General features: G+C 68.7%; 19 protein-coding genes and 2 pseudogenes. 12 read left to right on the forward strand and 9 right to left on the reverse strand.

From position 1 onward, the window contains the following. The first annotated feature begins 27 nt into the window (after nucleotides 1-27). The gene (locus FXO19_RS18110) at nucleotides 28-504 is read left to right on the forward strand and encodes an RDD family protein (protein WP_149196521.1); all 477 of its coding nucleotides are present in this window, start codon (nucleotides 28-30) and stop codon (nucleotides 502-504) included. Nucleotides 505-606: 102 nt separating this feature from the next. On the opposite strand, the gene lptG is transcribed toward FXO19_RS18110, so the two are convergent. Together lptG and lptF are read right to left on the reverse strand one after the other, a co-directional pair. After that, entirely contained in the window at nucleotides 607-1,770 is a 1,164-nt protein-coding gene (gene lptG, locus FXO19_RS18115) for an LPS export ABC transporter permease LptG (RefSeq protein WP_425481495.1), read from the reverse strand. Continuing rightward, entirely contained in the window at nucleotides 1,713-2,801 is a 1,089-nt protein-coding gene (gene lptF / locus FXO19_RS18120; RefSeq protein WP_149196523.1) for an LPS export ABC transporter permease LptF, read from the reverse strand. Before lptF ends, lptG begins: the two co-directional genes overlap by 58 nt. A gap of 129 nt (nucleotides 2,802-2,930) precedes the next feature. Here lptF and FXO19_RS18125 point away from each other — a divergent pair, with 129 nt between their 5' ends. From FXO19_RS18125 to FXO19_RS18135, 3 genes are all read left to right on the forward strand, one after another. Then, a complete protein-coding gene (locus FXO19_RS18125) occupies nucleotides 2,931-4,421 on the forward strand; it encodes a leucyl aminopeptidase (RefSeq protein WP_149196524.1) in 1,491 nt (496 codons plus the stop codon). Nucleotides 4,422-4,558: 137 nt separating this feature from the next. Continuing rightward, entirely contained in the window at nucleotides 4,559-4,978 is a 420-nt protein-coding gene (locus FXO19_RS18130) for a DNA polymerase III subunit chi (protein WP_149196525.1), read from the forward strand. A 131-nt stretch (nucleotides 4,979-5,109) separates the two neighbouring features. Then, nucleotides 5,110-7,917, forward strand: coding sequence for a valine--tRNA ligase (locus tag FXO19_RS18135; RefSeq protein ID WP_149196526.1), 2,808 nt, complete (start codon nucleotides 5,110-5,112; stop codon nucleotides 7,915-7,917). A 189-nt stretch (nucleotides 7,918-8,106) separates the two neighbouring features. On the opposite strand, the gene rimI is transcribed toward FXO19_RS18135, so the two are convergent. From rimI to pssA, 3 genes and pseudogenes are all read right to left on the reverse strand, one after another. Beyond that, nucleotides 8,107-8,547, reverse strand: a complete 441-nt coding sequence (gene rimI, locus FXO19_RS18140) for a ribosomal protein S18-alanine N-acetyltransferase (RefSeq protein ID WP_149196541.1) — start codon at nucleotides 8,545-8,547, stop codon at nucleotides 8,107-8,109. Between the two features lie 47 nt (nucleotides 8,548-8,594). Continuing rightward, nucleotides 8,595-8,762 (reverse strand): annotated as a pseudogene (locus FXO19_RS19675) (alanine acetyltransferase); the annotation flags it as partial. Nucleotides 8,763-8,848: 86 nt separating this feature from the next. Beyond that, nucleotides 8,849-9,628 (reverse strand): CDP-diacylglycerol--serine O-phosphatidyltransferase, encoded by a 780-nt coding sequence (pssA, locus tag FXO19_RS18150; protein ID WP_149196528.1) that lies wholly within the window; start codon nucleotides 9,626-9,628, stop codon nucleotides 8,849-8,851. A 148-nt stretch (nucleotides 9,629-9,776) separates the two neighbouring features. Here pssA and FXO19_RS18155 point away from each other — a divergent pair, with 148 nt between their 5' ends. The 4 genes and pseudogenes from FXO19_RS18155 to FXO19_RS18170 all read left to right on the forward strand — a co-directional run. Then, nucleotides 9,777-10,187, forward strand: coding sequence for a DUF4124 domain-containing protein (locus FXO19_RS18155; protein WP_149196529.1), 411 nt, complete (start codon nucleotides 9,777-9,779; stop codon nucleotides 10,185-10,187). 3 nt (nucleotides 10,188-10,190) lie between these two features. After that, the gene (locus tag FXO19_RS18160) at nucleotides 10,191-10,478 is read left to right on the forward strand and encodes a DUF4124 domain-containing protein (protein ID WP_149196530.1); all 288 of its coding nucleotides are present in this window, start codon (nucleotides 10,191-10,193) and stop codon (nucleotides 10,476-10,478) included. Between the two features lie 201 nt (nucleotides 10,479-10,679). Then, nucleotides 10,680-12,380: a proline--tRNA ligase gene (locus FXO19_RS18165; RefSeq protein WP_149196531.1), complete on the forward strand. Its 1,701-nt coding sequence runs from the start codon at nucleotides 10,680-10,682 to the stop codon at nucleotides 12,378-12,380. A gap of 162 nt (nucleotides 12,381-12,542) precedes the next feature. After that, nucleotides 12,543-12,911, forward strand: a pseudogene (locus FXO19_RS18170) (H-NS histone family protein); the annotation flags it as partial. A gap of 245 nt (nucleotides 12,912-13,156) precedes the next feature. Here FXO19_RS18170 and FXO19_RS18175 read toward each other — a convergent pair. After that, nucleotides 13,157-14,407 (reverse strand): threonine/serine exporter family protein, encoded by a 1,251-nt coding sequence (locus FXO19_RS18175; protein ID WP_149196533.1) that lies wholly within the window; start codon nucleotides 14,405-14,407, stop codon nucleotides 13,157-13,159. 160 nt (nucleotides 14,408-14,567) lie between these two features. On the opposite strand from FXO19_RS18175, the gene FXO19_RS18180 reads away from it, so the two are divergent. The 4 genes from FXO19_RS18180 to FXO19_RS18195 all read left to right on the forward strand — a co-directional run bounded on the left by FXO19_RS18180 (nucleotide 14,568) and on the right by FXO19_RS18195 (nucleotide 18,335). After that, nucleotides 14,568-15,683, forward strand: coding sequence for an ABC transporter permease (locus FXO19_RS18180; RefSeq protein WP_149196534.1), 1,116 nt, complete (start codon nucleotides 14,568-14,570; stop codon nucleotides 15,681-15,683). A gap of 72 nt (nucleotides 15,684-15,755) precedes the next feature. Beyond that, a complete protein-coding gene (locus FXO19_RS18185; RefSeq protein WP_149196535.1) occupies nucleotides 15,756-16,589 on the forward strand; it encodes an ABC transporter ATP-binding protein in 834 nt (277 codons plus the stop codon). A 124-nt stretch (nucleotides 16,590-16,713) separates the two neighbouring features. Continuing rightward, a complete protein-coding gene (locus FXO19_RS18190; RefSeq protein ID WP_149196536.1) occupies nucleotides 16,714-17,640 on the forward strand; it encodes an MlaD family protein in 927 nt (308 codons plus the stop codon). 47 nt (nucleotides 17,641-17,687) lie between these two features. Next, a complete protein-coding gene (locus FXO19_RS18195) occupies nucleotides 17,688-18,335 on the forward strand; it encodes an ABC-type transport auxiliary lipoprotein family protein (protein ID WP_187775847.1) in 648 nt (215 codons plus the stop codon). A 44-nt stretch (nucleotides 18,336-18,379) separates the two neighbouring features. On the opposite strand, the gene FXO19_RS18200 is transcribed toward FXO19_RS18195, so the two are convergent. From FXO19_RS18200 to rimK, 3 genes are all read right to left on the reverse strand, one after another. After that, a complete protein-coding gene (locus FXO19_RS18200) occupies nucleotides 18,380-19,750 on the reverse strand; it encodes a sensor histidine kinase (RefSeq protein ID WP_149196538.1) in 1,371 nt (456 codons plus the stop codon). A gap of 23 nt (nucleotides 19,751-19,773) precedes the next feature. Continuing rightward, complete coding sequence (locus FXO19_RS18205; protein WP_149196539.1) at nucleotides 19,774-20,457, reverse strand: response regulator transcription factor; 684 nt, start codon at nucleotides 20,455-20,457, stop codon at nucleotides 19,774-19,776. Between the two features lie 294 nt (nucleotides 20,458-20,751). Next, on the reverse strand, nucleotides 20,752-21,684 hold the full coding sequence (rimK, locus tag FXO19_RS18210) for a 30S ribosomal protein S6--L-glutamate ligase (protein ID WP_149196540.1): 933 nt from the start codon (nucleotides 21,682-21,684) through the stop codon (nucleotides 20,752-20,754). Nucleotides 21,685-21,785: the final 101 nt, after the last annotated feature.

A 21,785-nucleotide genomic window follows, 5' to 3' on the forward strand; every position in this document is an offset into this window, starting at 1 on the left:
TTGTTCGGACTGCCCTATCCTGTGGCGATGGACGATCCCTCGCCATCCGCATCCGGGAAACCGCGCGCCCTGATCGGCTGGCGCTTGCTGGCCCTGCTCTACGACCTGTGGCCGGCGGCGGCGCTGTGGTTCGCGCTGTCGTTCCTGTTCAATCTCGGTTACCTGCTCGCCGGCCACGGCGAGCGCGAGTTCGTCGCACCGTTCACCGTGCTGGGCTGGCTGCTGTGGATCGCCTGCTGGCTGGTCACCGGCCTGTACGCCACCATCAGCTGGCGCCGCGGCGGCCAAACGCTGGGCATGCGTCCCTGGCGCCTGCGCATATACGCCGTCGATGGCAACCGGCCGTCGTGGCGCGCACTCTGGCTGCGCTATGCGGTCGGCGCGCTGTCGTTGCTGCCTGCCGGCCTGGGGTTCTGGTGGGCGTGGCTGGATCGCGACCGCCTGGCCTGGCACGACCGCGCCAGCGGCACGCGCCTGCGGCGTGAGCCGAAGCGCCCCCGGTAACCCCGGTTCCCCGCGCAAGCCTTTGCCGTGGCGTCGCTTCCCGTTTCCAGGATGGCAACGGCGAAGGCAGGCCGCCACGGCGGCGACAACGCCGAATCGCCGTCAGCCGCTCCGGCGCCTGAACAACAGGAACGAGATCAGCAGCATCACCGTCGGCGGCATCAGATAGGCGAGGCGGAAGTCGAACTGGTAGACGCCCGCCAGGCGCACGAACTGGTTCTGCAGCAGCCAGAACCCCAGCGCGAACACCACACCGATGAACAGCCGCCGCCCCAGGCCGCCGCTGCGCAGGCTGCCGAATGCGAACGGAATCGCCGCCAGGCACAGCGCGAGCACGTTGAACGGATAGAACCAGCGGCCCCAGTAATGCTCTTCGTACTCGCTGGCGTCCAGGCCGTTGCGCTCGCGGTACTCGATGCCGCGGCGCAGGTCGGCCGCGCGCTGGTAGCGCGGCCGCCACAAGTTGCTGGCGGTCGCCAGCGCCGCGGAGTCGAGCTGCGAGGCCCACTTCTCCTCGTCGACCTCGGTCTCGGTGACGGCGCGCTCCTCGAACCAGACCCGGCGCACGTCGCGCAGCAGCCAGCCGTCGGCGCCGTGCTCGGCGGTGGCGGCGTTGGCCACCGAGACCAGGCGGCCGTCGTCATCGAATTCGAACAGGCGCACGTCGGCCAGTTCCAGCCATTGCCGACCGCCTTCGCTGCGCTCCTGCCCGGTCTGGGCGTTGAGGAAGGTATCGCCTTCCCGCGCCCACAATCCCGAGTACTGCGCGACGATCAGGTCGTTGGACTTGGCGGCCGACTTCATGCCGTCGGCGCTGCGCTGCGCCCACGGCGCCAGGGTCTCGCCGTTGAGGATCATCACCACCGTCAGCAGCAGCAACGGCACCGCCACCGACAGACTCAGGCGCTTGCGCGACAGCCCCAGCGCACGCAATGCGGTCAGCTCCGAGGTCGCCGCCAACTGCCCCAGGCCCATCAGCGTGCCGATCACCGCCGCGGTCGGAAACATGGTGTAGGCGCGGCGCGGCAGGCTGTAGAGCGTATAGGTGAGCGCCGAGAAGAAACCGTAGTCGCCCTGGCCGATGTCGTCGATCTCGGAGAACAGGCCGCTGACCACGAAATCCAGCCCGGTCAGCACCGCCCAGGTCAGCAACACCGTCACGACGACCACGCGCGCGGCATAGAGGTCGTGGAGCTTGGGAAACGGCATCATCGCGGCCGCCTCCACCGCGTGCGGCGAACGCGGCCGTCGGTGAAGTACATCCACGCCCCCAGCGCCAGCAACGGCAGCACCAGCCACCACAGCCCGAGTGCGATCGGGATCGTGCCCTCGGCCAGCCAGTCCTGGCCGAGCAGCATCAGGTTGATGCCGACGAAATAGCCGAGGAAGGCCAGCATGGTGCGGCCATAGCGCGCCTGCCGCGGCGGGCTGCGCGCCAGCGGCACCGCCAGCAGGCCGAACGCCAGCGCCAGCAGCGGCGGCGCCAGGCGGAAGTGCAGCTCGGCGCGGGCTTCGCGGCGTTCATCGCCGAGCAGGGCCAGCGTCGGCTGCAGTTCGGGATCGGTCTCGTCGCGACTGCCCCCGGCCTCGGGCAACAGCAGCTCGTTGCTGGCGAAGCGCATCAGGCGGAAATCCAGCCCGTCGCGTTGCGGCCCCTCGACCCGGAAGCCGTCATCCAGGGTGAGATAGCGCTCGCCGCTGTCCTCGACCGTCAGCCGGCCGGTGGCCGAGGTGGTGACGTCCATCCGCTCCTCGTCCTGCTGGTAGACGAACACCCGCGCCATCTGCGTGCCGTCGTTGGACATGCCGCCCACGTAGACCACGCCGCGGCCGCCCGGCAGTTCGACGAAGCGCCCGGCCTCGAGCCCGGCGATCAGCAGGCTGCGGCTGCCCTGCTCGATCATCCGCTTGGAGTAGTCGCGCGCCCACGGCCCCAGCCACAGCGAGCACAGGCCGATGAACGTGACCATCGGCACCACCAGCATCAGCACCGGGCGCAGCAATCGGCGCGGGCCGACGCCGGTGGCGGTCAACACCGGCATCTCCGAGTCACGGTACAGCCGCCCCACCGCCAGCAGCAGGCCCAGCATCAGGCCCAGCGGCAGGATCAGCGGCAGATAGTTCAGCACCTGCAGGCCGAGTTGCGAGAGCATCATCCCGGCCGGCACCCGGCCACGGGCGATGTCGCCGAGCACGTCGGCGAACACGCCGCCCAGGCTGACGACCATCAGCACCACCAGCACGGCGAAGGTGGCCTGGGCGAATTCGCGGAACAGGTAGCTGTCGAGCTTCGGCATCGAAAGGCGGGTTGCTTTAGACTTTGGGGTTCTTTTACGGGCAGGCCGGCGGCGCGGATATGAGGCCGGCGGCGGTCGCGACCGCGACCGAACGCCCGATTGTAATGACCCGCACACGGAATCTGGTTGATGACCCTCGAATTCACCCTGAATCGCGATACCCCCGCCACCGCCGCGACCGACTGCGTCGTGGTAGGCGTGTTCGCCGACAAGACGCTCTCCCCGGCCGCTCAGGCGCTGGACGGCGCCAGCAACGGCCGCCTGGCGGCGCTGCTGGCGCGCGGGGACATCAGCGGCAAGGTCGGGCGTACCCTCCTGCTGCATGACCTGGACGGGGTGGCCGCGCCGCGGGTGCTGGTGGTCGGGCTTGGCGAGCAGGCCAAGTTCGGTGCCGCGCAGTACCAGCGCGCGGTGACCGATGCGATCCGGACACTGAAGACCGGCGCCGCCGCCGGCGCGCTGCTGACGCTGTCCGAGCTCGCCGTCGACGGCCACGACGCCGCCTGGGCGATCCGCCAGGCGGTGATCGCCGCCGACCATGCCGCCTACCGCTATACCGCCACCCTCGGCGCCAACAACAAGAAGCGCGAGCACACCGGCCTGCGCGCGCTGGCGGTGTCCGGCGACGACGAGCAGGCGCTGTCGCAGGGCAAGGCGATCGCCAACGGCGTCGAGTTTGCGCGCGAACTGGGCAACCTGCCGGCCAACGTCTGCAATCCGGCCTACCTGGCCGAACAGGCGAAGACCTTCGCCGCGCGCTTCGACAAGGCCGCCTGCCAGGTGCTGGAGGAGACGGAGATGGAAGCGCTCGGCATGGGCGCCCTGCTCGCGGTGGCGCGCGCCTCGGCCCATCGCCCGCGGCTGATCGTGCTGGAATGGAACAACGGCGGCGATGCCAGGCCCTACGTGCTGGTCGGCAAGGGCATCACGTTCGACACCGGCGGCGTCAACCTCAAGACCCAGGGCGGCATCGAGGACATGAAGTTCGACATGTGCGGCGCCGCCACGGTACTGGGTACATTCGTCTCGGCGGTCGGGCTGGGCCTGCCGATCAACCTGCGGGTGGTGGTGCCGGCGGTGGAGAACGCCATCGACGGCAATGCCTACCGTCCGTCCGACGTCATCACCAGCATGTCCGGCAAGACCATCGAGGTCGGCAACACCGACGCCGAGGGCCGGCTGATCCTGTGCGACGCGCTGACCTATTCCGAGCGCTTCGAGCCGCAGGCACTGGTCGACGTCGCCACCCTCACCGGCGCCTGCATGGTCGCACTCGGCCGCCAGGCCAGCGGCCTGATGAGCAAGCACGACGATCTCGCCGACGAGCTGCTGGCCGCGGGCGAGACCGTGTTCGACCGCGCCTGGCGCCTGCCGCTTTGGGACGAATACCAGCCGATGCTCGATTCGGCCTTCGCCGACGTCTACAACATCGGCGGCCGCTGGGGCGGCGCCATCACCGCCGGCTGCTTCCTCTCGCGCTTCACCGAGGGCCAGCGCTGGGCACACATCGACATCGCCGGCAGCGCCAGCGGCGACGGCAAGCTGGGCATGGCCACAGGGCGGCCGGTGGGGCTGCTGTCGCAGTGGCTGATCGACCGCGCCGCGAGCGGCGCGGCGTAATTCATTTGCCTGTGATTGGTGATTCGTGATTGGTGATTCGATAAACGCAGAAGCACTTGCCCTCGCCGACGTGGCACAAGGCAGGCACGAACCTGCCTTTGCGAATCACTAATCACGAATCACCAATCACCGCTCCCATGCGCGCCGACTTCTACCTGATCGCCAAGCCGCGTTTTCGCGCCGAGCCGCTGCGGCTGGTGTGCGAACTGGCGCGCAAGGCGCACGACGCCGACCTGTCGACCCTGGTGCTGGCGCGTGACCGGGCGCAGGCCGAGACGCTCGACGACCTGCTGTGGGACATGGGCGACGATGTCTACATCGCGCACCAGATCGCCGGCGGGGACGAGGACGATGTCACGCCCGTGCTGATCGCGCCGCCGGAGTTCGATCCGCCGATGCGCCCGCTGGTGATCAACCTGCGCGACGCCGCGGTCGAAGGCGGCTTCGAACGGGTGCTGGAAGTGGTCCCCGCCGACGAATCCGCGCGCGGCCCGCTGCGCGAACGCTGGAAGCAGTACCAGGCGCGCGGGCTGGAACTTAAGAAATACGATATGTAGGGGGGCCGTGATTCGGGATTCGTGATTGGTGATTCGCAAAAGCGGATTCTCTACCAACCGACTCCCTCTCGTTGCGGTCCGTCGCCTTGCCTTTACGAATCACCAATCACCAATCACGAATCCCGGCTCTCATGTCCCTCGCCCCCAGCTACGATCCCAGCGCCTTCGAATCCCGGCTCTACGCCGAGTGGGAATCGGCCGGCATGTTCGCGCCGCGCGGCGATGGTCCCGCCTACACGATCCTGTTGCCGCCGCCGAACGTCACCGGCACGCTGCACATGGGCCACGCGTTCCAGCACACGCTGCAGGATGCGCTGATCCGCTATCACCGCATGCTCGGCCACCGTACGTTGTGGCAGATGGGCAGCGACCATGCCGGCATCGCCACCGAGATGGTGGTCACCCGCAACCTGGCGCGCGAGGGCAAGGGCGAGACCCGCGACGCGCTCGGCCGCGAGGGCTTCATCGCCAAGGTGTGGGAGTGGAAGGCGCAGTCCGGCGACACCATCGAACGGCAGATGCGCCGGCTGGGCACCTCCGGCGACTGGTCGCGCAGCGTCTTCACCATGGACGACATGCCCTCACGGGCGGTGATCGAGGCCTTCGTGCGCATGTACGAGCAGGGCCTGATCTATCGCGGCCAGCGCCTGGTCAACTGGGACCCGGTGCTGAAGACCGCCATCTCCGACCTGGAGGTAGTGAGCGAGGAGGAGGACGGCTTCCTGTGGTCGATCCGCTATCCGCTCAGCGACGGCAGCGGCGAGGTGGTGGTGGCCACCACCCGCCCGGAGACCATGCTCGGCGACACCGCGGTGATGGTGCATCCCGACGACGAGCGCTACGCGCACCTGGTCGGCAAGGCGGTGACCCTGCCGCTGACCGGACGCGAGATCCCAGTGATCGCCGACGCCTACGTCGACCGCGCGTTCGGCACCGGCATCGTCAAGGTCACCCCGGCCCATGACTTCAACGACTACGCCGTCGGCCAGCGGCACGCGCTGCCGCTGATCAACGTCTTCACCGCCGACGCGGCGATCAACGACAATGCGCCGGAGCGGTACCGCGGCCTGGACCGTTTCGCCGCGCGCAAGGCGATCGTCGCCGAGCTCGACGCCGCCGGCCTGCTGGTCGAAGCAAAACCGCACAAGCTGCAGGTGCCGCGCGGCGATCGCACCGGCCAGGCGATCGAGCCGTACCTGACCGACCAGTGGTTCGTGAAGATGGACGGCCTGGCGCAGCGCGGGCTGGAACTGGTCGAGAACCGGTCGGTGAAGTTCGTGCCGCCGAACTGGATCAGCACCTACCGGCACTGGCTGCAGAACATCCAGGACTGGTGCATCAGCCGCCAGCTGTGGTGGGGCCATCGTATTCCGGCCTGGTACGGGGAAGGCGGCGAAGTGTTCGTCGGCCGCGACGAGGCCGAGGCGCGCGCCAAGGCCGAGACGGCCGGCTACCACGGGCCGCTGGCGCAGGACAGCGACGTACTCGAGACCTGGTTCTCGTCCGGGCTGTGGCCGTTCTCGACCCTGGGCTGGCCGGACGAGGCCGCCATGGCCGAGCGCGGCTTCGAGGATTTCCTGCCCAGCAGCGTGCTGGTCACCGGCTTCGACATCATCTTCTTCTGGGTGGCGCGGATGATCGTGATGAGCGATGCGCTCACCGGTCAGATCCCGTTCCGCGACGTCTACATCACCGGCCTGGTGCGCGACAAGGACGGGCAGAAGATGTCCAAGTCCAAGGGCAACATCCTCGACCCGCTCGACATCATCGACGGCATCACACTCGACGACCTGGTCGCCAAGCGCACCACCGGGCTGATGCAGCCGCAGATGGCGGCGAAGATCGAGAAGGCGACGCGCAAGGAGTTCCCCGACGGCATCGCCGCGCACGGCGCCGATCCGCTGCGTTTCACCATGGCCGCGCTGGCCGGCCCCGGCCGCGACATCAAGTTCGATCTCGGCCGCGCCGAGGGCTACAAGAACTTCTGCAACAAGCTGTGGAACGCGACGCGCTTCGTATTGATGAACACCGAGGGTTTCTCCGCCTCTGTAGGAGCAGCTTCAACCGCGACCGTCGGGGCTGAAGCCCCTCCTACAGCCCGGACCGATCCGGAAAAATGGATCCTCGCGCGCCTGGCCGCGACCGCCGCCGACACCGAAGCGCACTTCGCCGCCTACCGCTTCGACCTGCTGGCGCAGACGCTGTACGAGTTCGCCTGGAACGCGTTCTGCGACTGGTTCGTCGAACTGGCCAAGCCGGCGCTCAACGGCGACGACGCCGCGGCCGCGGACAGCACCCGGCACACGCTGCTGTTTGTGCTCGAGGCGCTGCTGCGGCTGCTGCACCCGCTGATTCCGTTCGTGACCGAGGCGCTGTGGCGCGAGGTCGCGCCGCGGCTCGGCATCGACGGCGACAGTATTTCGCTGCAACGCTATCCGCAGGCGGCTAGCTTCGACGTGGCCGCGTTCGCGCAGGCCGAGGACGATGTCGAGTGGCTCAAGCAGATGGTGTCGACGCTGCGCCGCATCCGCAGCGAACTCGGCGTCTCGCCGGCGCGGCAGGTCGTCCTGCTGCTGCGCGATGCGTCCGCCACCGACAGCGCCCGCGCGGCGCGCTTCGCCTCGCAGCTGACGTTCCTGTTGCGGCTCGAGCGCATCGAGACGATCGAAGGCGACCCGCCGCCTGCCGCTGCCGGCGTCGTCGGCGGACTGAAGCTGTTCGTGCCGCTGGCAGGCCTGGTCGACCTGGACGCCGAACGCGGCCGCCTGGACAAGGAGCTCAAGCGGGTCGAGGCCGAGATCGGCAAGTGCGAGGGCAAGCTCGGCAACGCCACCTTCGTGCAGAACGCGCCGGCCGCGGTGGTGGAGCAGGAGCGCAAGCGCCTGGCCGAATGGACCGCGCAGCGCGACGCGCTCGCCGCGCAGCGCGCGCGGCTATAGACACCGCCGCTTCCCCCCGTAGGAGCGCGCCATGCGCGCGATACCGCGGGCGTTTCGCCGCCCGTAAATTCCGGTGACCGGCGCGCTTGCCGGTCTGGAATCGCGGCATCCATCGGATCCTGTCAGCACCCGCGGCATCGCGCGCATGGCGCGCTCCTACGGGGGTCTGGCCCGCCGATGGGTCAGGCCCTAGTCCGCGGATTCGCCGACCAGTTCGATCGCCATCACGATCGCATCCTCGCGCCCGCGCATGGCGGGGTAATAGCGCGGCCGCCGCCCGATCTCGTTGAAGCCCTCGTCATGGTACAGCGCGATGGCCTGCGGGTTCGACGGCCGCACCTCGAGGAACACCCGGACCACGCCCTGATCACGGGCGATGCGCAGCAATGCCCGCAGCAGCCTGCGGCCATGTCCCTGCCCCTGCACCTCGGGATCGACGCAGAGATTGAGCACGTGCGCTTCACCGGCGGCGACGCTGAGCACGCCGTAGCCGATGATGCGCCCCTGGTCGTGCAGCACCCACGCCGGATAACCGGCGCGCAGGCAGTCGCGGAAGATTCCCGACGTCCACGGAAACGGGTAGGCGCGCAGTTCGATCGCCATCACCTCGGCAAGATCGTCAACGCGCATCGGCCGCAGGCTCGCGGCGATGCCAGGAGCGTCCGCGGCGCGCGCGTTCACGGGCCTGTCCGGCTCCGCAGCGCACGCAGCTGCGGCCAGAGCGCGCGCTTGGCCTCGGGCGTGCGCAGGCGCGCCAGCGGCATCCAGCCGCGGCACAGGCTGGCCGCGTCCGGCGCCTCCGGGCCGCGCCCGGCCGCGCGCAGCAGTGCATGCAGCAACGGATCGTCCGGCACCGACGCCGTCGCGTCGATCCTGCGCCACAGGGTGAAACCGAGCGCATCGAGCGTCTCGCGCTGCAGCCCGTCCCAACTCACGGCGCCGCCCTCGCCGCCGGCGAGCGACGCCGCCAGGCCCACGCGGCCGGCCCGGACAGTGCGTACAGCGTCGCCGCCGTCAGCAGCGTCTTGGGCGGGTCGATCCACAGTGCGATCAGCAGCGCCAACGCGATCAGCAGGAAGAAGAACGGCACCCGGTCGGATTTCGGCCCGCTGCTGCCGCCCTTGAAACTGGTGTAGCGGATCTGGCTGACCATCAGCAGCGCGGCGATCACCGTCACCGCCAGGGCGAGGTAGCGCAGCTCATCGCCGCTCCAGCCGAGATCGTGACTGGTCCACACGAAGCTCGCCATCAGCCCCGCCGCCGCCGGGCTTGCCAGGCCGACGAACCAGCGCTTGTCGACCTTCGCCACCTGGCTGTTGAAGCGCGCCAGCCGCAGCGCCGCGCAGGCGGCGTACAGGAACGCCGCCAGCCAGCCGATCCGGCCGATGGTCACGCCATCGAGCTTGAGCGACATCAGCGCCCAGTGGTACATCACCAGCGCCGGCGCCATGCCGAAGCTGATCAGGTCGGCCAGCGAGTCGTACTGCACGCCGAATTCGCTCTGGGTGTTGGTCAGGCGCGCCACCCGGCCGTCGATCCCGTCGAGGATCGCGGCGACGAAGATCGCGATGCAGGCCGCCCCGTAGCGCCCCTGGGAGGCGGCGATGATCGCGAAGAATCCCGCGAACAGGCCGCCCGTGGTGAACAGGTTCGGCAGCAGGTAGATGCCACGGCCGCGTGCCGGGCCGGGGGTGGGGGTATCGTCTTCCATGGGCGGAGTTTACCGGCCCCGGGAGCCGGGAATCCCGCGACGGCCGTCAAGCCCCGCGGAATCGCGGCTTGCGCGCCTGCCCCGGGGGTGCTGCAATCGCGCCCGTCCCCCCGATTTCCCCTTTTCCTCGATTCTCCAGGAGCTTTCCATGCGCCATCCGATCCTCGGCACCGCCCTGGCGCTGGTCGCCGCCGCGTTCGCCACCGGCGCCGGCGCCAGCGAGGTCTACCAGTGGAAGGATGCCAGCGGCGTCACCCACTATTCGGAATCCCCGCCGCCGAGCGGCAATTATCAGCAGCGCAAGATCAGCGACTCCGGCGCCAGCACCTCGCAGACCACCAGCAACGGGCAGGCGTCCGCCAACCCCGCCGCCGCCGAGAATCCACAGTGCGCCATCGCGCGCCGCAATATCGAGACGCTGCGAGGCGAGGGACCGGTGCAGCAGGACGACGGTGAAGGCAATGTGCGCGAGCTGGACGCCGACGAACGCGCCAACCAGCTGGAGCTGGCACAGGCCGCGGTGCGGGCCTACTGCACCGACGACGCACCCGCCGCCTGAGTCATGCGCCTGACCTGGGCCGTGGTGCTGGGCCTGGCGGGCGGTGGCGCGCTGGCCTGGTGGCTGTCGCGCGAGCCACCGGAAACCGTGCAGGCCAGGCGCGATCGCGCCGAAAGCGCCGCGGCCGCCATGGCCGGGGACACCGGCCCGGCCCTGTACCGCTGGCGCGACGATGCCGGCCACCTGCAGATCACCGAACGGCCGCCGGGCGGCCGTCATGCCGGGCGCAGCTACGAGAAAGTCGACGTGCAGCCGCGCGAGGGAATCGAGGTCCACGGCCAGCGGCACTGAGCCCGGGACCGGAACCGGATATCGATCCGGAAAAACATCACGGCGCCACGCCTCTGCGTCCGGGGATGCGGGCGCAGGCGGGATTCGATTTCACGTTTTCCGTACTTTGCCTTTGCAGCCACGGCCCGCCCGGAACAAAATCCCGCATCCGGGCCTCAACGCTGGCAGAATCGCGAATCCGCTTTCGATGAATCCCCTGCCATGCGCCTGTCGCAGTTCCATCTCCACACCAGCAAGGAAACGCCCGCCGACGCCGAGATCGCCAGCCACCGGCTGATGCTCCGCGCCGGCATGGTGCGCAAGCTCGCTGCCGGCATCTACACCTGGTCGCCGCTGGGCCTGCGCGTGCTGCGCAAGGTCGAGGCGATCGTGCGCGAGGAAATGAACGCCGCCGGCGCTATCGAGCTGCTGATGCCGTCGGTGCAGCCGAAGGAACTGTGGGAGGAAAGCGGGCGCTGGCAGAAATTCGGCGATCAGCTGCTGAAACTGCGCGATCGCAAGGACGCCTGGTATTGCGTCGGCCCCACGCACGAGGAAGTGATCACCGACCTGGCCCGCAACGAACTGGCGAGCTACAAGCAGCTGCCGGTGAATTTCTACCAGATCCAGACCAAGTTCCGCGACGAGATCCGCCCGCGCTTCGGGGTGATGCGCGCGCGCGAGTTCCTGATGAAGGACGCCTATTCCTTCCACCTCACCGATACCGACCTGGATCGCGAATACCACAACATGCATGCGGCCTATACCCGCATCTTTACCCGGCTCGGGTTGAAGTTCCGCGCGGTGCAGGCAGATTCCGGCGCGATCGGCGGCGACGCCTCGCAGGAGTTCCACGTGCTGGCCGACTCCGGCGAAGACGCGATCGCATTTTCCACTGGCTCCGACTACGCCGCGAACGTCGAAGCCGCGGTCGCCGCCGCGCCCAGCCCGCGCGCGAGCGCCGCCGAGGAACTGCGCAAGGTCGACACGCCGACGCAGCGCACCTGCGAGGACGTGGCCGCGCTGCTCGGCATTCCGCTGGCGCGGACGGTCAAGTCGATCGCGGCGATGACCGAGGACGGTTTCGTGCTGGCGCTGGTGCGCGGCGATCATGCCGTCAACGAGATCAAGCTGGCCAAGGTGCCGGGCCTGGCCGGCTACCGCATGGCCACCGAGGCCGAGATTCTCGCCCACCTGGGCAGCGAGCCGGGTTTCCTGGGACCGGTTGGCGTGCGCGGCGCGGTCCGCGTGGTCGCCGATCGCGAGGTCGCGGCGCTGGCCGATTTCGTGGTCGGCGCCACCGAGGCCGGCTACCACCTGGCCGGGGTCAATTGGGGTCGCGACCTGCCCGAACCCGACACCGTCGCCGACATCCGCAACGTGGTCGCCGGCGACCGCGCCGAGGACGGCGGCGAGATCCGCATCGCCCGCGGCATCGAGGTCGGCCATGTCTTCCAGCTCGGCCGCAGGTACGCCGAAGCGATGGACTGCACGGTGCTCGACGAAACCGGCAAGGCGGCGGTACCGGCGATGGGTTGCTATGGCATCGGCGTCTCGCGCGTGGTCGCCGCGGCGATCGAGCAGAACCATGACGACGCCGGCATTCTCTGGCCCGAACCGATGGCCCCCTGGCAGGTCGCCGTTTGCGTGATCAATCCCAAGCAGAATCCGTCGGTGATCGAAGCGGCCGAAGCGCTGTACCGCGAACTGCAGGCCGCCGGCATGGAAACCGTGCTCGACGATCGCGGGCTGCGCCCCGGCCCGATGTTCGCCGACATCGAACTGATCGGCATCCCGCACCGCGTGGTGGTCTCCGAGCGCGGCCTGTCGGCGGGAACGTTCGAATATCGCGCACGCGGCGCCGACGCCTCGGAGAACCTCGATCGCAGTGCCCTGTTCGCACGCTTGTGCGATCACCGCTGAAACCATTGGCGAATATCCGCGATTCCGGCTGGAATCCGGACGGATGGTGCAAAACCGGTGCCCGGGCGATTAACTCCGGATTTGTCAAGGATTTACGGGTTAGATTATGATCGCGGGCAGCCACGGACCGGCTTTCCCCTTTTTCGTAATCCGGAGCACTTGATGGCAATCGATCTGAACGACCTGTCGGCCAGGGAACTCGACTCGCTGATCACCCAGGCAAAGCAGCGCAAGACCACCCTGAAGAAGCGCAAGCCGATCGCTGTGGTGCGCAAGAAGCTCGAAACGCAGGCGCAGGCGGAGGGCTACAGCATCGCCGAACTGTTCGGAGGCCGGACCGCCAAGGCGGCGCCCGCGACCCGCAAGACCACCAAGAAGGCGACCAAGGGCCGCAAGCTCGGCAAGGTTCCGCCGAAGTACCGCAACCCCGCCAACAAGACCGAGACCTGGACCGGCCGCGGCAAGCAGCCGCGCTGGCTGGCGGCCCAGGTGAAGAAAGGCAAGAAGGTCGAGGACTTCCTGATCAAGAAATGATCGCGAAGCCCGCCTCGCGAAAAACGCCGGCGCAAGCCGGCGTTTTTCGTTGGGCCACGAGGCGGCCGCTCGATCGCGTTGAGGCAGGCCCGATCGCCACGGGCAGCGTCGACGCCTGACCGAGCGCCATTACTGATGCAGGGCAGAAAGCCCCCCTTGCACCGGGACGACGGCAGCGGGCAACAAGCTCTTCCGCACCCGACTCACCAATCACCAATCACGACTCTCGAATCACGACCCAATCAAAGACTCTTGCGCGCCGGCAACAGCAGATTGCCGAACAGCAGGCCGGCGATCAGCGCGAGGATGATATTGAGCACCGCCAGCATCGCCTGCTGGCCAGCAGCGACGTCCTGCTGCTGGATCAGGGTCAGCAGGCCGCGCAGGCTGGCGCTGCCGGGCACCAGCATGATGATGCCGGGCACCCGGATCACCGCGCCCGGACGGTTGGCCCAGCGCGCGTAGCCATTGCCGGCGGCGGTCAGCACCAGCGCGGACAGGAACAGCCCGATCGACGAACCCCAGACGGCGCCGGCATAGCGCGAGATCAGATAACCCGCGGCTGCCGCCAGCATCACCAGCGGATAATCACGGCGACCGGCGCGGAACAGGATCGCGAAGGCGAGCGAAGCCGTCCCCAGCGCCACCCACTCCACCCAGTCCGGCTGCGGCCGCAGCGCCCGCACCTGCGGATCGATCCCGAGCAGTTGCGCCAGGGTCAGCGCGATCATGGTGCCGACGGTGAGCTTGAGCACCGTGGTCACCGCGCCGGCGAAGCGCGCGGTGCCCGAGACCAGGTGCTGGCTGGTCAGTTCGGTGACCGCGTTGGTCAGCGCCATGCCGGGCAGCATCACGATCAGCGAGGCGATCACCACCGTATTGAGATTCAGCGGCGCCACGAAGCCGGCCACGACGATGGCCACGAACCCGGCCAGCATCCCCGCCAGCGCGTCGCCCGCCTCCTTCAGCCGCTGGCCGTTACGGGTGGCCAGATCGAGCAGGCCGATCAGCAGGCCGATGGTCGCCGCGGTGGCGATGTCCAGCCACGGCAACCGCCACAGCCCGGCCACGCCGGCGGCGATCATGGCGAACGCCAGCACGTGCAGGGTCTTGCCGCGCCACCCGGGGCGGCGCAGGTCGAGCGCGCGCAGTGCGGCGTGGCCTTCGGCCAAGTCCAGCGCGCCCACCATCACCTCCTCGGCGATGCGATCGACCTCGCACAGGCTGTAGAGATCGACCTCGCCCGGCGCCATCCGGATCACGCGGGTGGTGTCGCTGTCGCCGGGCGGGCGCTGGGGATCGCTGAACGACAGCACCATGCCGGTGGGGTTGACCCAGGGCTCACAGTCCAGGTCCAGCTGCTGCGCAATGGCGACCACCGTGCTCTCCAGCCGCTGCGCGGTGGTGCCATAGGCGTGCAATTGCTCCGCCAGCTCGACCACGAAGGCGATGCGGGCGGCGTAACCATAGGTGCGTGGCGAGGCGCGGGTCATCGGCACAGGATCGCATGCGCGCGGCCGCGCCGACAGCCGCCGGCGCCCGGCGCGGCGCGCCCGCGGCAACGGCCGAAGCCGTTCCGCGGGTCGCTTGACCACGCGCTGCCGCGATTGCGTACTCTATGGCGATGCCAGTGCACAGGAACCGTGCTTCCGCATGACCCCGCCCGCCTCAGCGCCGAGCATCGAGACCGATCCCGACGACGCCTCGCGGCTGCGCCTGGGCGGACGCTGGACGCTGCGCTTCGCCGGCGACATCGGCGCCCGTCTGCACGAGGTCCCGGAGAGCGTGCGCGAGATCGATGCCAGCGGCGTCGAACGCATCGATTCGGTCGGCGTGCTGCAGCTGATCCGTTTCGCCCGGCGCCGCGAACTGGATTTCGACCGGTTCCACTTCCACGACGACCACCACGCACTGGTCGAGGCGATCGAGGACGTGGCCGACGACCGTCCGCCGCGCAAGCGCGAGTACGGTTTCGCGGCCGCGCTCGCCCGCCTCGGTTTCGCGGTGGTGGACAACTGGAAGGAAGCCGTCTCGCTGATCAGCTTCCTCGGCGAGAACCTGTTCAAGCTGGTGCGCCTGGTGAAGGAACCGTCGCGTTTCCGGCTCACCTCCACCGTGCACCACATGGAGCAGGTGGGCCTGGACGCGGTGCCACTGGTGATGCTGCTGTCGTTCCTGGTGGGCGCGGTGATCGCCTTCCTCGGCTCGACCATCCTGGCCGACTTCGGCGCCCAGATCTTCGTGGTCGAGCTGGTCAGCATCGCCTTCCTGCGCGAGTTCGCGGTGCTGCTGACCGCGATCATCCTCGCCGGCCGAACCGCCAGCGCGTTCACCGCGCAGATCGGCGCGATGGTCAGCCGCGAGGAGGTCGATGCGATCCGCACCCTGGGCCTGGACCCGGTCGACCTGCTGGTGCTGCCGCGGATCATCGCGCTGCTGGTGATGCTGCCACTGCTGACCTTCCTGGCGATGATCGCCGGCCTGGCAGGCGGCGTCTCGGTCGGGGCCTTCAGCCTGGACATCCCGCCACCGGCCTACCTGGGCCGCATGCAGGACACCTTCGAACTGCGGCACATGCTGGTCGGCCTGTCGAAGGCGCCGGTGTTCGCGATGTTGATCGGTCTGATCGGCTGCCTGGAGGGCCTGCAGGTGGAAGGCACCGCGCAATCGGTCGGCGAGCGCACCACCTCGAGCGTGGTGCAGTCGATCGCGCTGGTGATCGTGCTCGACGCGCTGGCGGCGATCTGGTTCATGAACGTGGGTTGGTGAGGGGCGGTGATTCGTGATTAGTGATTCGTCATTGGCGAAAGCGACGGCCGCTGGCATGCGGAGGGCCCCGCTTTGACCAATCACCAATCACCAATCACCAATCACGACGAGTCCACCGACTCGCCCATCATCCGCGTGCGCGGCATCGACAACCGCTTCGGCAAGCAGGTCGTGCACGAAGGGCTGGACCTGGACGTGCGCCGCGGCGAGATCCTCGGCGTGGTCGGCGGCTCCGGTTCCGGCAAGTCGGTGCTGATGCGCACCATCCTCGGCCTGCGCAAGCCGAACGCCGGCGAGATCGAGGTGCTGGGCGTGGACGCGCGCAGCGAAGATCCGGCCTCGCGTCGCCATGTCGAGCGCAACACCGGTGTGCTGTTCCAGGACGGCGCGCTGTTCTCCTCGCTCACCGTCGGCGAGAACGTGCAGGTGCCGCTGAAGGAGTACTACCCACAGCTGAGCGATTCGCTGCGCTACGAACTCGCCCTGCTCAAGGTCAAGCTGGCCGGGCTCCCCGCCGACACCATCGACAAGCTGCCGTCGCAGCTGTCGGGCGGGATGCGCAAGCGCGCCGGCGTGGCGCGCGCACTGGCGCTGGATCCGCCGTTGATGTTCCTGGACGAACCCACCGCCGGGCTCGACCCGATCGGCGCGGCCGCCTTCGACCAGCTGATCCGCACCTTGCAGCAGGCCCTCGGATTGACGGTGTTCCTGATCACCCACGATCTGGATACGCTGTACGCTATCTGCGATCGCGTCGCGGTGCTGGCCGATCGCAGGGTGCTGGCCACCGCCCCGCTGGCCGAGGTGGAGCGTCTGGACCATCCGTGGGTACAGGAATACTTCCACGGCCCGCGTGCGCGTGCCGCACAGGCGGGGACCCGGAAATGGGACGCCGGGCATGATTGAAGCGCAGACTCCCTGGCTCCACGGTGTCTGCGCACGAGCCGGCATCGCCGCGCAATGCGCGCGAACCGGCGGCGACGCCACGCGCGATTCCCTATCCTTCATTTCCGATCCCCGGCCCTGACCCATGGAAACCAAAGCCAACTACGTCCTGATCGGCGCCTTCACCATCGCGGTGACGGTGTTCGGCCTGCTGTTCGCGCTATGGGCGGCCAAATATGCCTCCGACCGCAGCTGGGAGACCTATGCGGTGGTATTCAACGAGCCGGTCACCGGCCTGTCGGAAGGCAGCAGCGTGCAGTACAACGGCATCGCCGTCGGCACGGTGCAGAACCTGCAGCTGGCGCCGGACGATCCGCGCCAGGTGATCGCGCAGCTGCGCCTGGATGCGCAGGCGCCGGTCAAGATCGATACCCGCGCCAGGCTGTCGATGACCAGCCTGACCGGACCGCCGATCATCCAGCTCACCGGCGGCAGCCCCGATGCGCCGCGCCTGATCGACCGCTCGGATCGCGAGGTGCCGATCATCCTCACCGAACCGTCCGCGCTGCAGAACATCGCCGATACCGCCAACCGCCTGGTCGAACGGCTGGACACGTTGTTCAGCGACGCCAACATCGCCAAGATCGACAGCACGCTGACCAATCTCGAGAACGCCACCGCGGCGCTCGGCGATGGCCGCGAGGACATCACCGAACTGCTGCGTTCGGCACGCTCGGCCAGTCAGCAGCTGGAGCGCACCCTCGATTCCGCCAATACCGTGATCGGCGATTTCGATCGCGGCTTCGTGCAGGAATTGCCGCAGCTGGTGGAAAAACTGGACCGCACCCTGGTCCGGCTGGATTCGGCCGCCGACGGTGCCGACGCGATCCTCAACGAGAACCGCGCCGCCATCAACAGTTTCGCCAACGACGGCCTGTCGCAACTCGGGCCGACGCTGGGCGAACTGCGCGCGCTGGTCCGCGACCTGCGCCGGATCAGCGACCGCCTCGAGAGCAATCCCGCGCGCTACCTGCTCGGCCGCGACGCCCCCAAGGAGTTCGAACCGGAATGAACACCGCCAACCGATCCCACCGGCCGGCGCTGCCGCGCCGGTCCCGCATCACCGCCGGCACGCTGCTGCGCTCGGCCGTGCCGGCGATTGCCGCCATCGCGCTGGCCGGCTGCAGCGTGCTCGGCAGCGGCGGCACCAGCCCGCGCGCCACGATCTATGCACCGGATGTCCGCGTCCAGGCAGATCCGGCCTGGCCCAGCGTGCAGTGGCAGCTCGCCATCGGCGGAGCCTCCGCCTCGCGCATGATCGACAGCCCGCGCATCAACGTGCGGCCGACGCCGGCGGAACTGCAGGTCTATGCCGGCGCGTCCTGGGCACAGCCGTCGACCGACATGATCGAGGACACCCTGCTGCGCGCATTCGAGGATTCCGGGCGGATCGACGCGGTCGCCCGCAGCGACACCGGGATCCGTGCTGACTACAAGCTGGTGCTGGACCTGCGCCGGTTCGAGTCCGACTACGCCGGCCGCGCGATGCCCGATGCGACGATCGAGATCGCCGCCAAGCTGCTCTACAACCGCGACCAGCGCGTGGCCGCCTCGCGCACGTTCCTGCAGGCGGCGCCCGCCGCCAGCACGGAGATCGACGACGTGGTCGCCGCATTCGAGCAGTCACTGACCGCGATCACCCACGACATCGTCGGCTGGACCCTGACCAGCGGCGAGGCGGATGCAGCGGCGGCCCAGCGACCATGACCACCGGTCCCTGCCCTAGGGCCTGTAAAGCCGAGCTCGCTCGGCTACGCGGGCTCTCCGCTCGACGATGCGGAGGCGGTGATCGTGGTGAACGACAGCGTCGCGATCACCCCTCGGGTTTCGCCCGGCACCACGCGCACGCTCCAGCCGTACAGGTCGCATAGCCGGCGTACGATCGACAGGCCGATACCGCCGCCCTGCGAATGCTCGGCATGGGTGCCGCGATAGCCGCGCTCGAACAGCTTCGCTGCGTCCTCGGCGCTCAGGCCCGGGCCCGAATCGATCACCTCGACCGCCTGCGGCAGCATCCGCACCACGACCTCACCGGCATTGGTGTACTTGACCGCATTGCCGATCAAGTTGCCCAGCGCCACCGAGACCGCGGCTTCAGGTGCATCGACCACCAGGCCGGAATCGCCCTGCAGGCGCAGTTCCAGCGGCTTGTTGCGGATCTGGGTGCGGTGCGCATCCAGCAATTGCTCGGCGACCTTGGCCACGTCGGTCGCGCCGTGCCCGCGCTCGTTGCGCGAGAGCAGCAGCAATGCGCTGATCAGGTCGGTGCATTGCTGCTCGGCGCGCTGGATGCGCAGCAGCCGCGCCTCGGTCTTGTCGTCGAGTCCGGGTTTGGCCAGCAGCAACTCGACCGCGCCCTTGATCACCGCCAGCGGCGTGCGCAATTCATGGCTGACGTCGGCATTGAACTCGCGATCGCGCTGCACCACCTCGGTCAGGCGCGCGGCGTAGTCGTCCAGCGCGCCGGCGAGCTGGCCGACCTCGTCGTCAGGGAAGTGCGCCGCCAGCGCCGCGGGCCGCGTGCTGCTGTCCGAATCCTGCAAGCGCCTGGCGAGATCGGAGACCGGGCTCATCACCCGTGACGCCGCCCACCAGCCGATCAGCAACGACAGCAGGGAGACCAGCAGCACCGAACCCAGGATCGCACGCTGGAACTGCGCCTCGCCGCGCGCAGCCTGGGTCATGTCGTAGGCGAGAAAGAACCACTCCTCCGGCGTCTTGCGCACAGCCAGCTTGTAAGAGAACGGCTCGCCGTTCTCGTCCACGCCGCTGAGGTTGTGGATGCCGTCGGGCAGGTCGTACCAATCCGGCTGCTCGGCCTTGAGCATTTCGAAGCGCTCGCGCTTGACCACCCGTCCGATCATCTGCTGCAGCGGCAGGTCGGGACTGCTGCTGGGGTCGCTGTAGAAGCGTCGTGCGAACTCGTCGATGTTGCGGTTCATCACGTCTTCGACCAGGTCGTTCTCGACGCGGTTGCGCGCCTCCTGGGTCAGGAAGGCGAACAGCGCGGTGAGGCCGAAACCGAGCAGGACGAAGGAGAGGATGATGCGGCTGCGCAGCCGCCGCCGGTAACGTCTGACCCGACGCGCTGGTGCCGCCCCGGGCGTCGGATCTGTCGACATGTGCGGGATGAGCGGACGGGAGACTAGCTGCTGCCCTCGGGCGCGGCGATGCGGTAGCCGATGCCGTGGCGGGTCTGGATCAGGGGCGTGTCGAACGGCTTGTCGATCACCGCGCGCAGGCCGTGGATGTGCACCCGCAACGAGTCCGAATCCGGCAGCTCCTCGCCCCAGACCCTGGTTTCCAGCTCCTGCCGCGTGACCACCGCCGGCGACGCCTCCATCAGCGACTGCAGGATCTTGAGCGCGGTGGGATTGAGCTGCAGCAGCTTGCCCTGGCGGCGCACTTCCAGGGTGTCGAGGTTGTATTCGAGATCGGCCGTTTCCAGCACCCGCGTCTGCACGCCGCGGCCGCGGCGCGACAGGGCGTTGAGCCGGACCTCGACCTCCTGCAACGCGAACGGCTTGATCAGGTAGTCGTCGGCACCGGAGTCGAAGCCGGACAGCTTGTTGTCCAGCGAATCGCGCGCGGTCAGCATCAGCACCGGCGTCTGCTTGCGCGCCTCGTTGCGCAGCTTGCGGCAGACCTCGAGCCCGTCCATCCCGGGCAGGTTGAGGTCGAGTACGATCGCGTCGAAATCATGGACCACCGCCAGGTGCAGGCCGGTGACGCCGTCGGCGGCGAAGTCGACGGTGTGGCCGCGGTCTTCGAGATAATCGCCGAGGTTGGCGGCGATGTCCTGGTTGTCTTCGATCACGAGGATGCGCATCGGCGGGAGGATTCCGTGGTTGTCTGGCGGGCGGGAGCGGGCGTCGCTGTTGGACAGGAGAAACGGCGGCGGGTTTCCCGTGATCGATGGATTCTGGCACAAAGCCGGGGCGAAGCCGGCGTTGTTCGCGCCGTGGACACAAAAAGACCCAGGCGAGATCGTCGCCTGGGTCAATGCGTATTGCCCCGATTGCCCGTAATCTGCCGACTGACTGGTTGGAACGGAACAGGAAGCGACAGATCGCGGACTGCGCAAGCTACGCCCGGCGCGATTAAACCGCCGTTAAGCAGGCTGTTATTTTCGGGTTAATCGGGAAGGCTGCCGCCGCTTCTGCCCCTCGCCGCGGGCCTGTTCGCCAGCGGCTGCCGCTACGAAATCGACGATCTGCCCGGCGACGTCGGTGGCGGCGACCGCCTCGATCCCCTCCAGTCCCGGCGAGGCGTTGACCTCGAGCACCAACGGTCCACGTCGCGAGCGGATCAGGTCGACGCCGGCCACGCCCAGTCCCAGCGCCTGCGCGGCGCGGATCGCCATCGCCTGCTCGTCCCGCGACGGCAGCGCCGCGTGCCCGCTGCCGCCGCGGTGCAGGTTGGAGCGGAAATCCCCCGGCGGCGCCTCGCGCTGCATCGCCGCGACTACGCGCTCGCCGACCACCAGGCAGCGCAGGTCGCGCCCCTCGGCCTCGGCCACGAACTCCTGTACCAGGAAGTTCGCGTACAGCCCGCGCAGCGCCTCGATCACGCCGCGCGACGCCGACGGCTTCTCGGTCAGCATCACCCCGGCGCCCTGGGTGCCCTCGTTGAGCTTGATCACGTGCGGCGGCGGACCGAGCATCGACAGCAGGTCCGCGGTGTCGTCGGGGTTGTCGCCGAACACCGTCGCCGGCAGGTCGATGCCCTGGGCCGCGAGCAACTGGTGGCAGCGCAGCTTGTCGCGTGCACGCGCGATCGCCGCGGAGGTATTGGGCGTGTAGGTGCCCATCAGCTCGAACTGGTGCAGCACGGCGTTGCCGTAGCGCGTGATCGAGGCGCCGATCCGCGGGATGACCGCGTCGTAGCCGGCGACCGGCCGCCCCTTGTAGTGCATCGAGAACCCGTCCGCCGCGATTCGCATGTAGCAACGCAGCGGATCGAGCACACGGACGCTGTGGCCACGCAGGCGCGCCGCCTCCACCAGGCGGCGGGTCGAGTACAGCTTGCTGTTGCGCGAGAGAATGGCGAGCTTCATCCCGCGCAGATTACGTCACCACCAGCGGCACGGGAATGGGCGCGGGAACCCCGGCCGAAGCCGGGGTTCCTGGGACACACGAAGATCGCGAGGATCAGTTG

Origin of the sequence: Luteimonas suaedae (assembly GCF_008312895.1) — a bacterium.
In the GTDB taxonomy this organism is placed as follows: Bacteria; Pseudomonadota; Gammaproteobacteria; order Xanthomonadales; family Xanthomonadaceae; genus Luteimonas; species Luteimonas suaedae.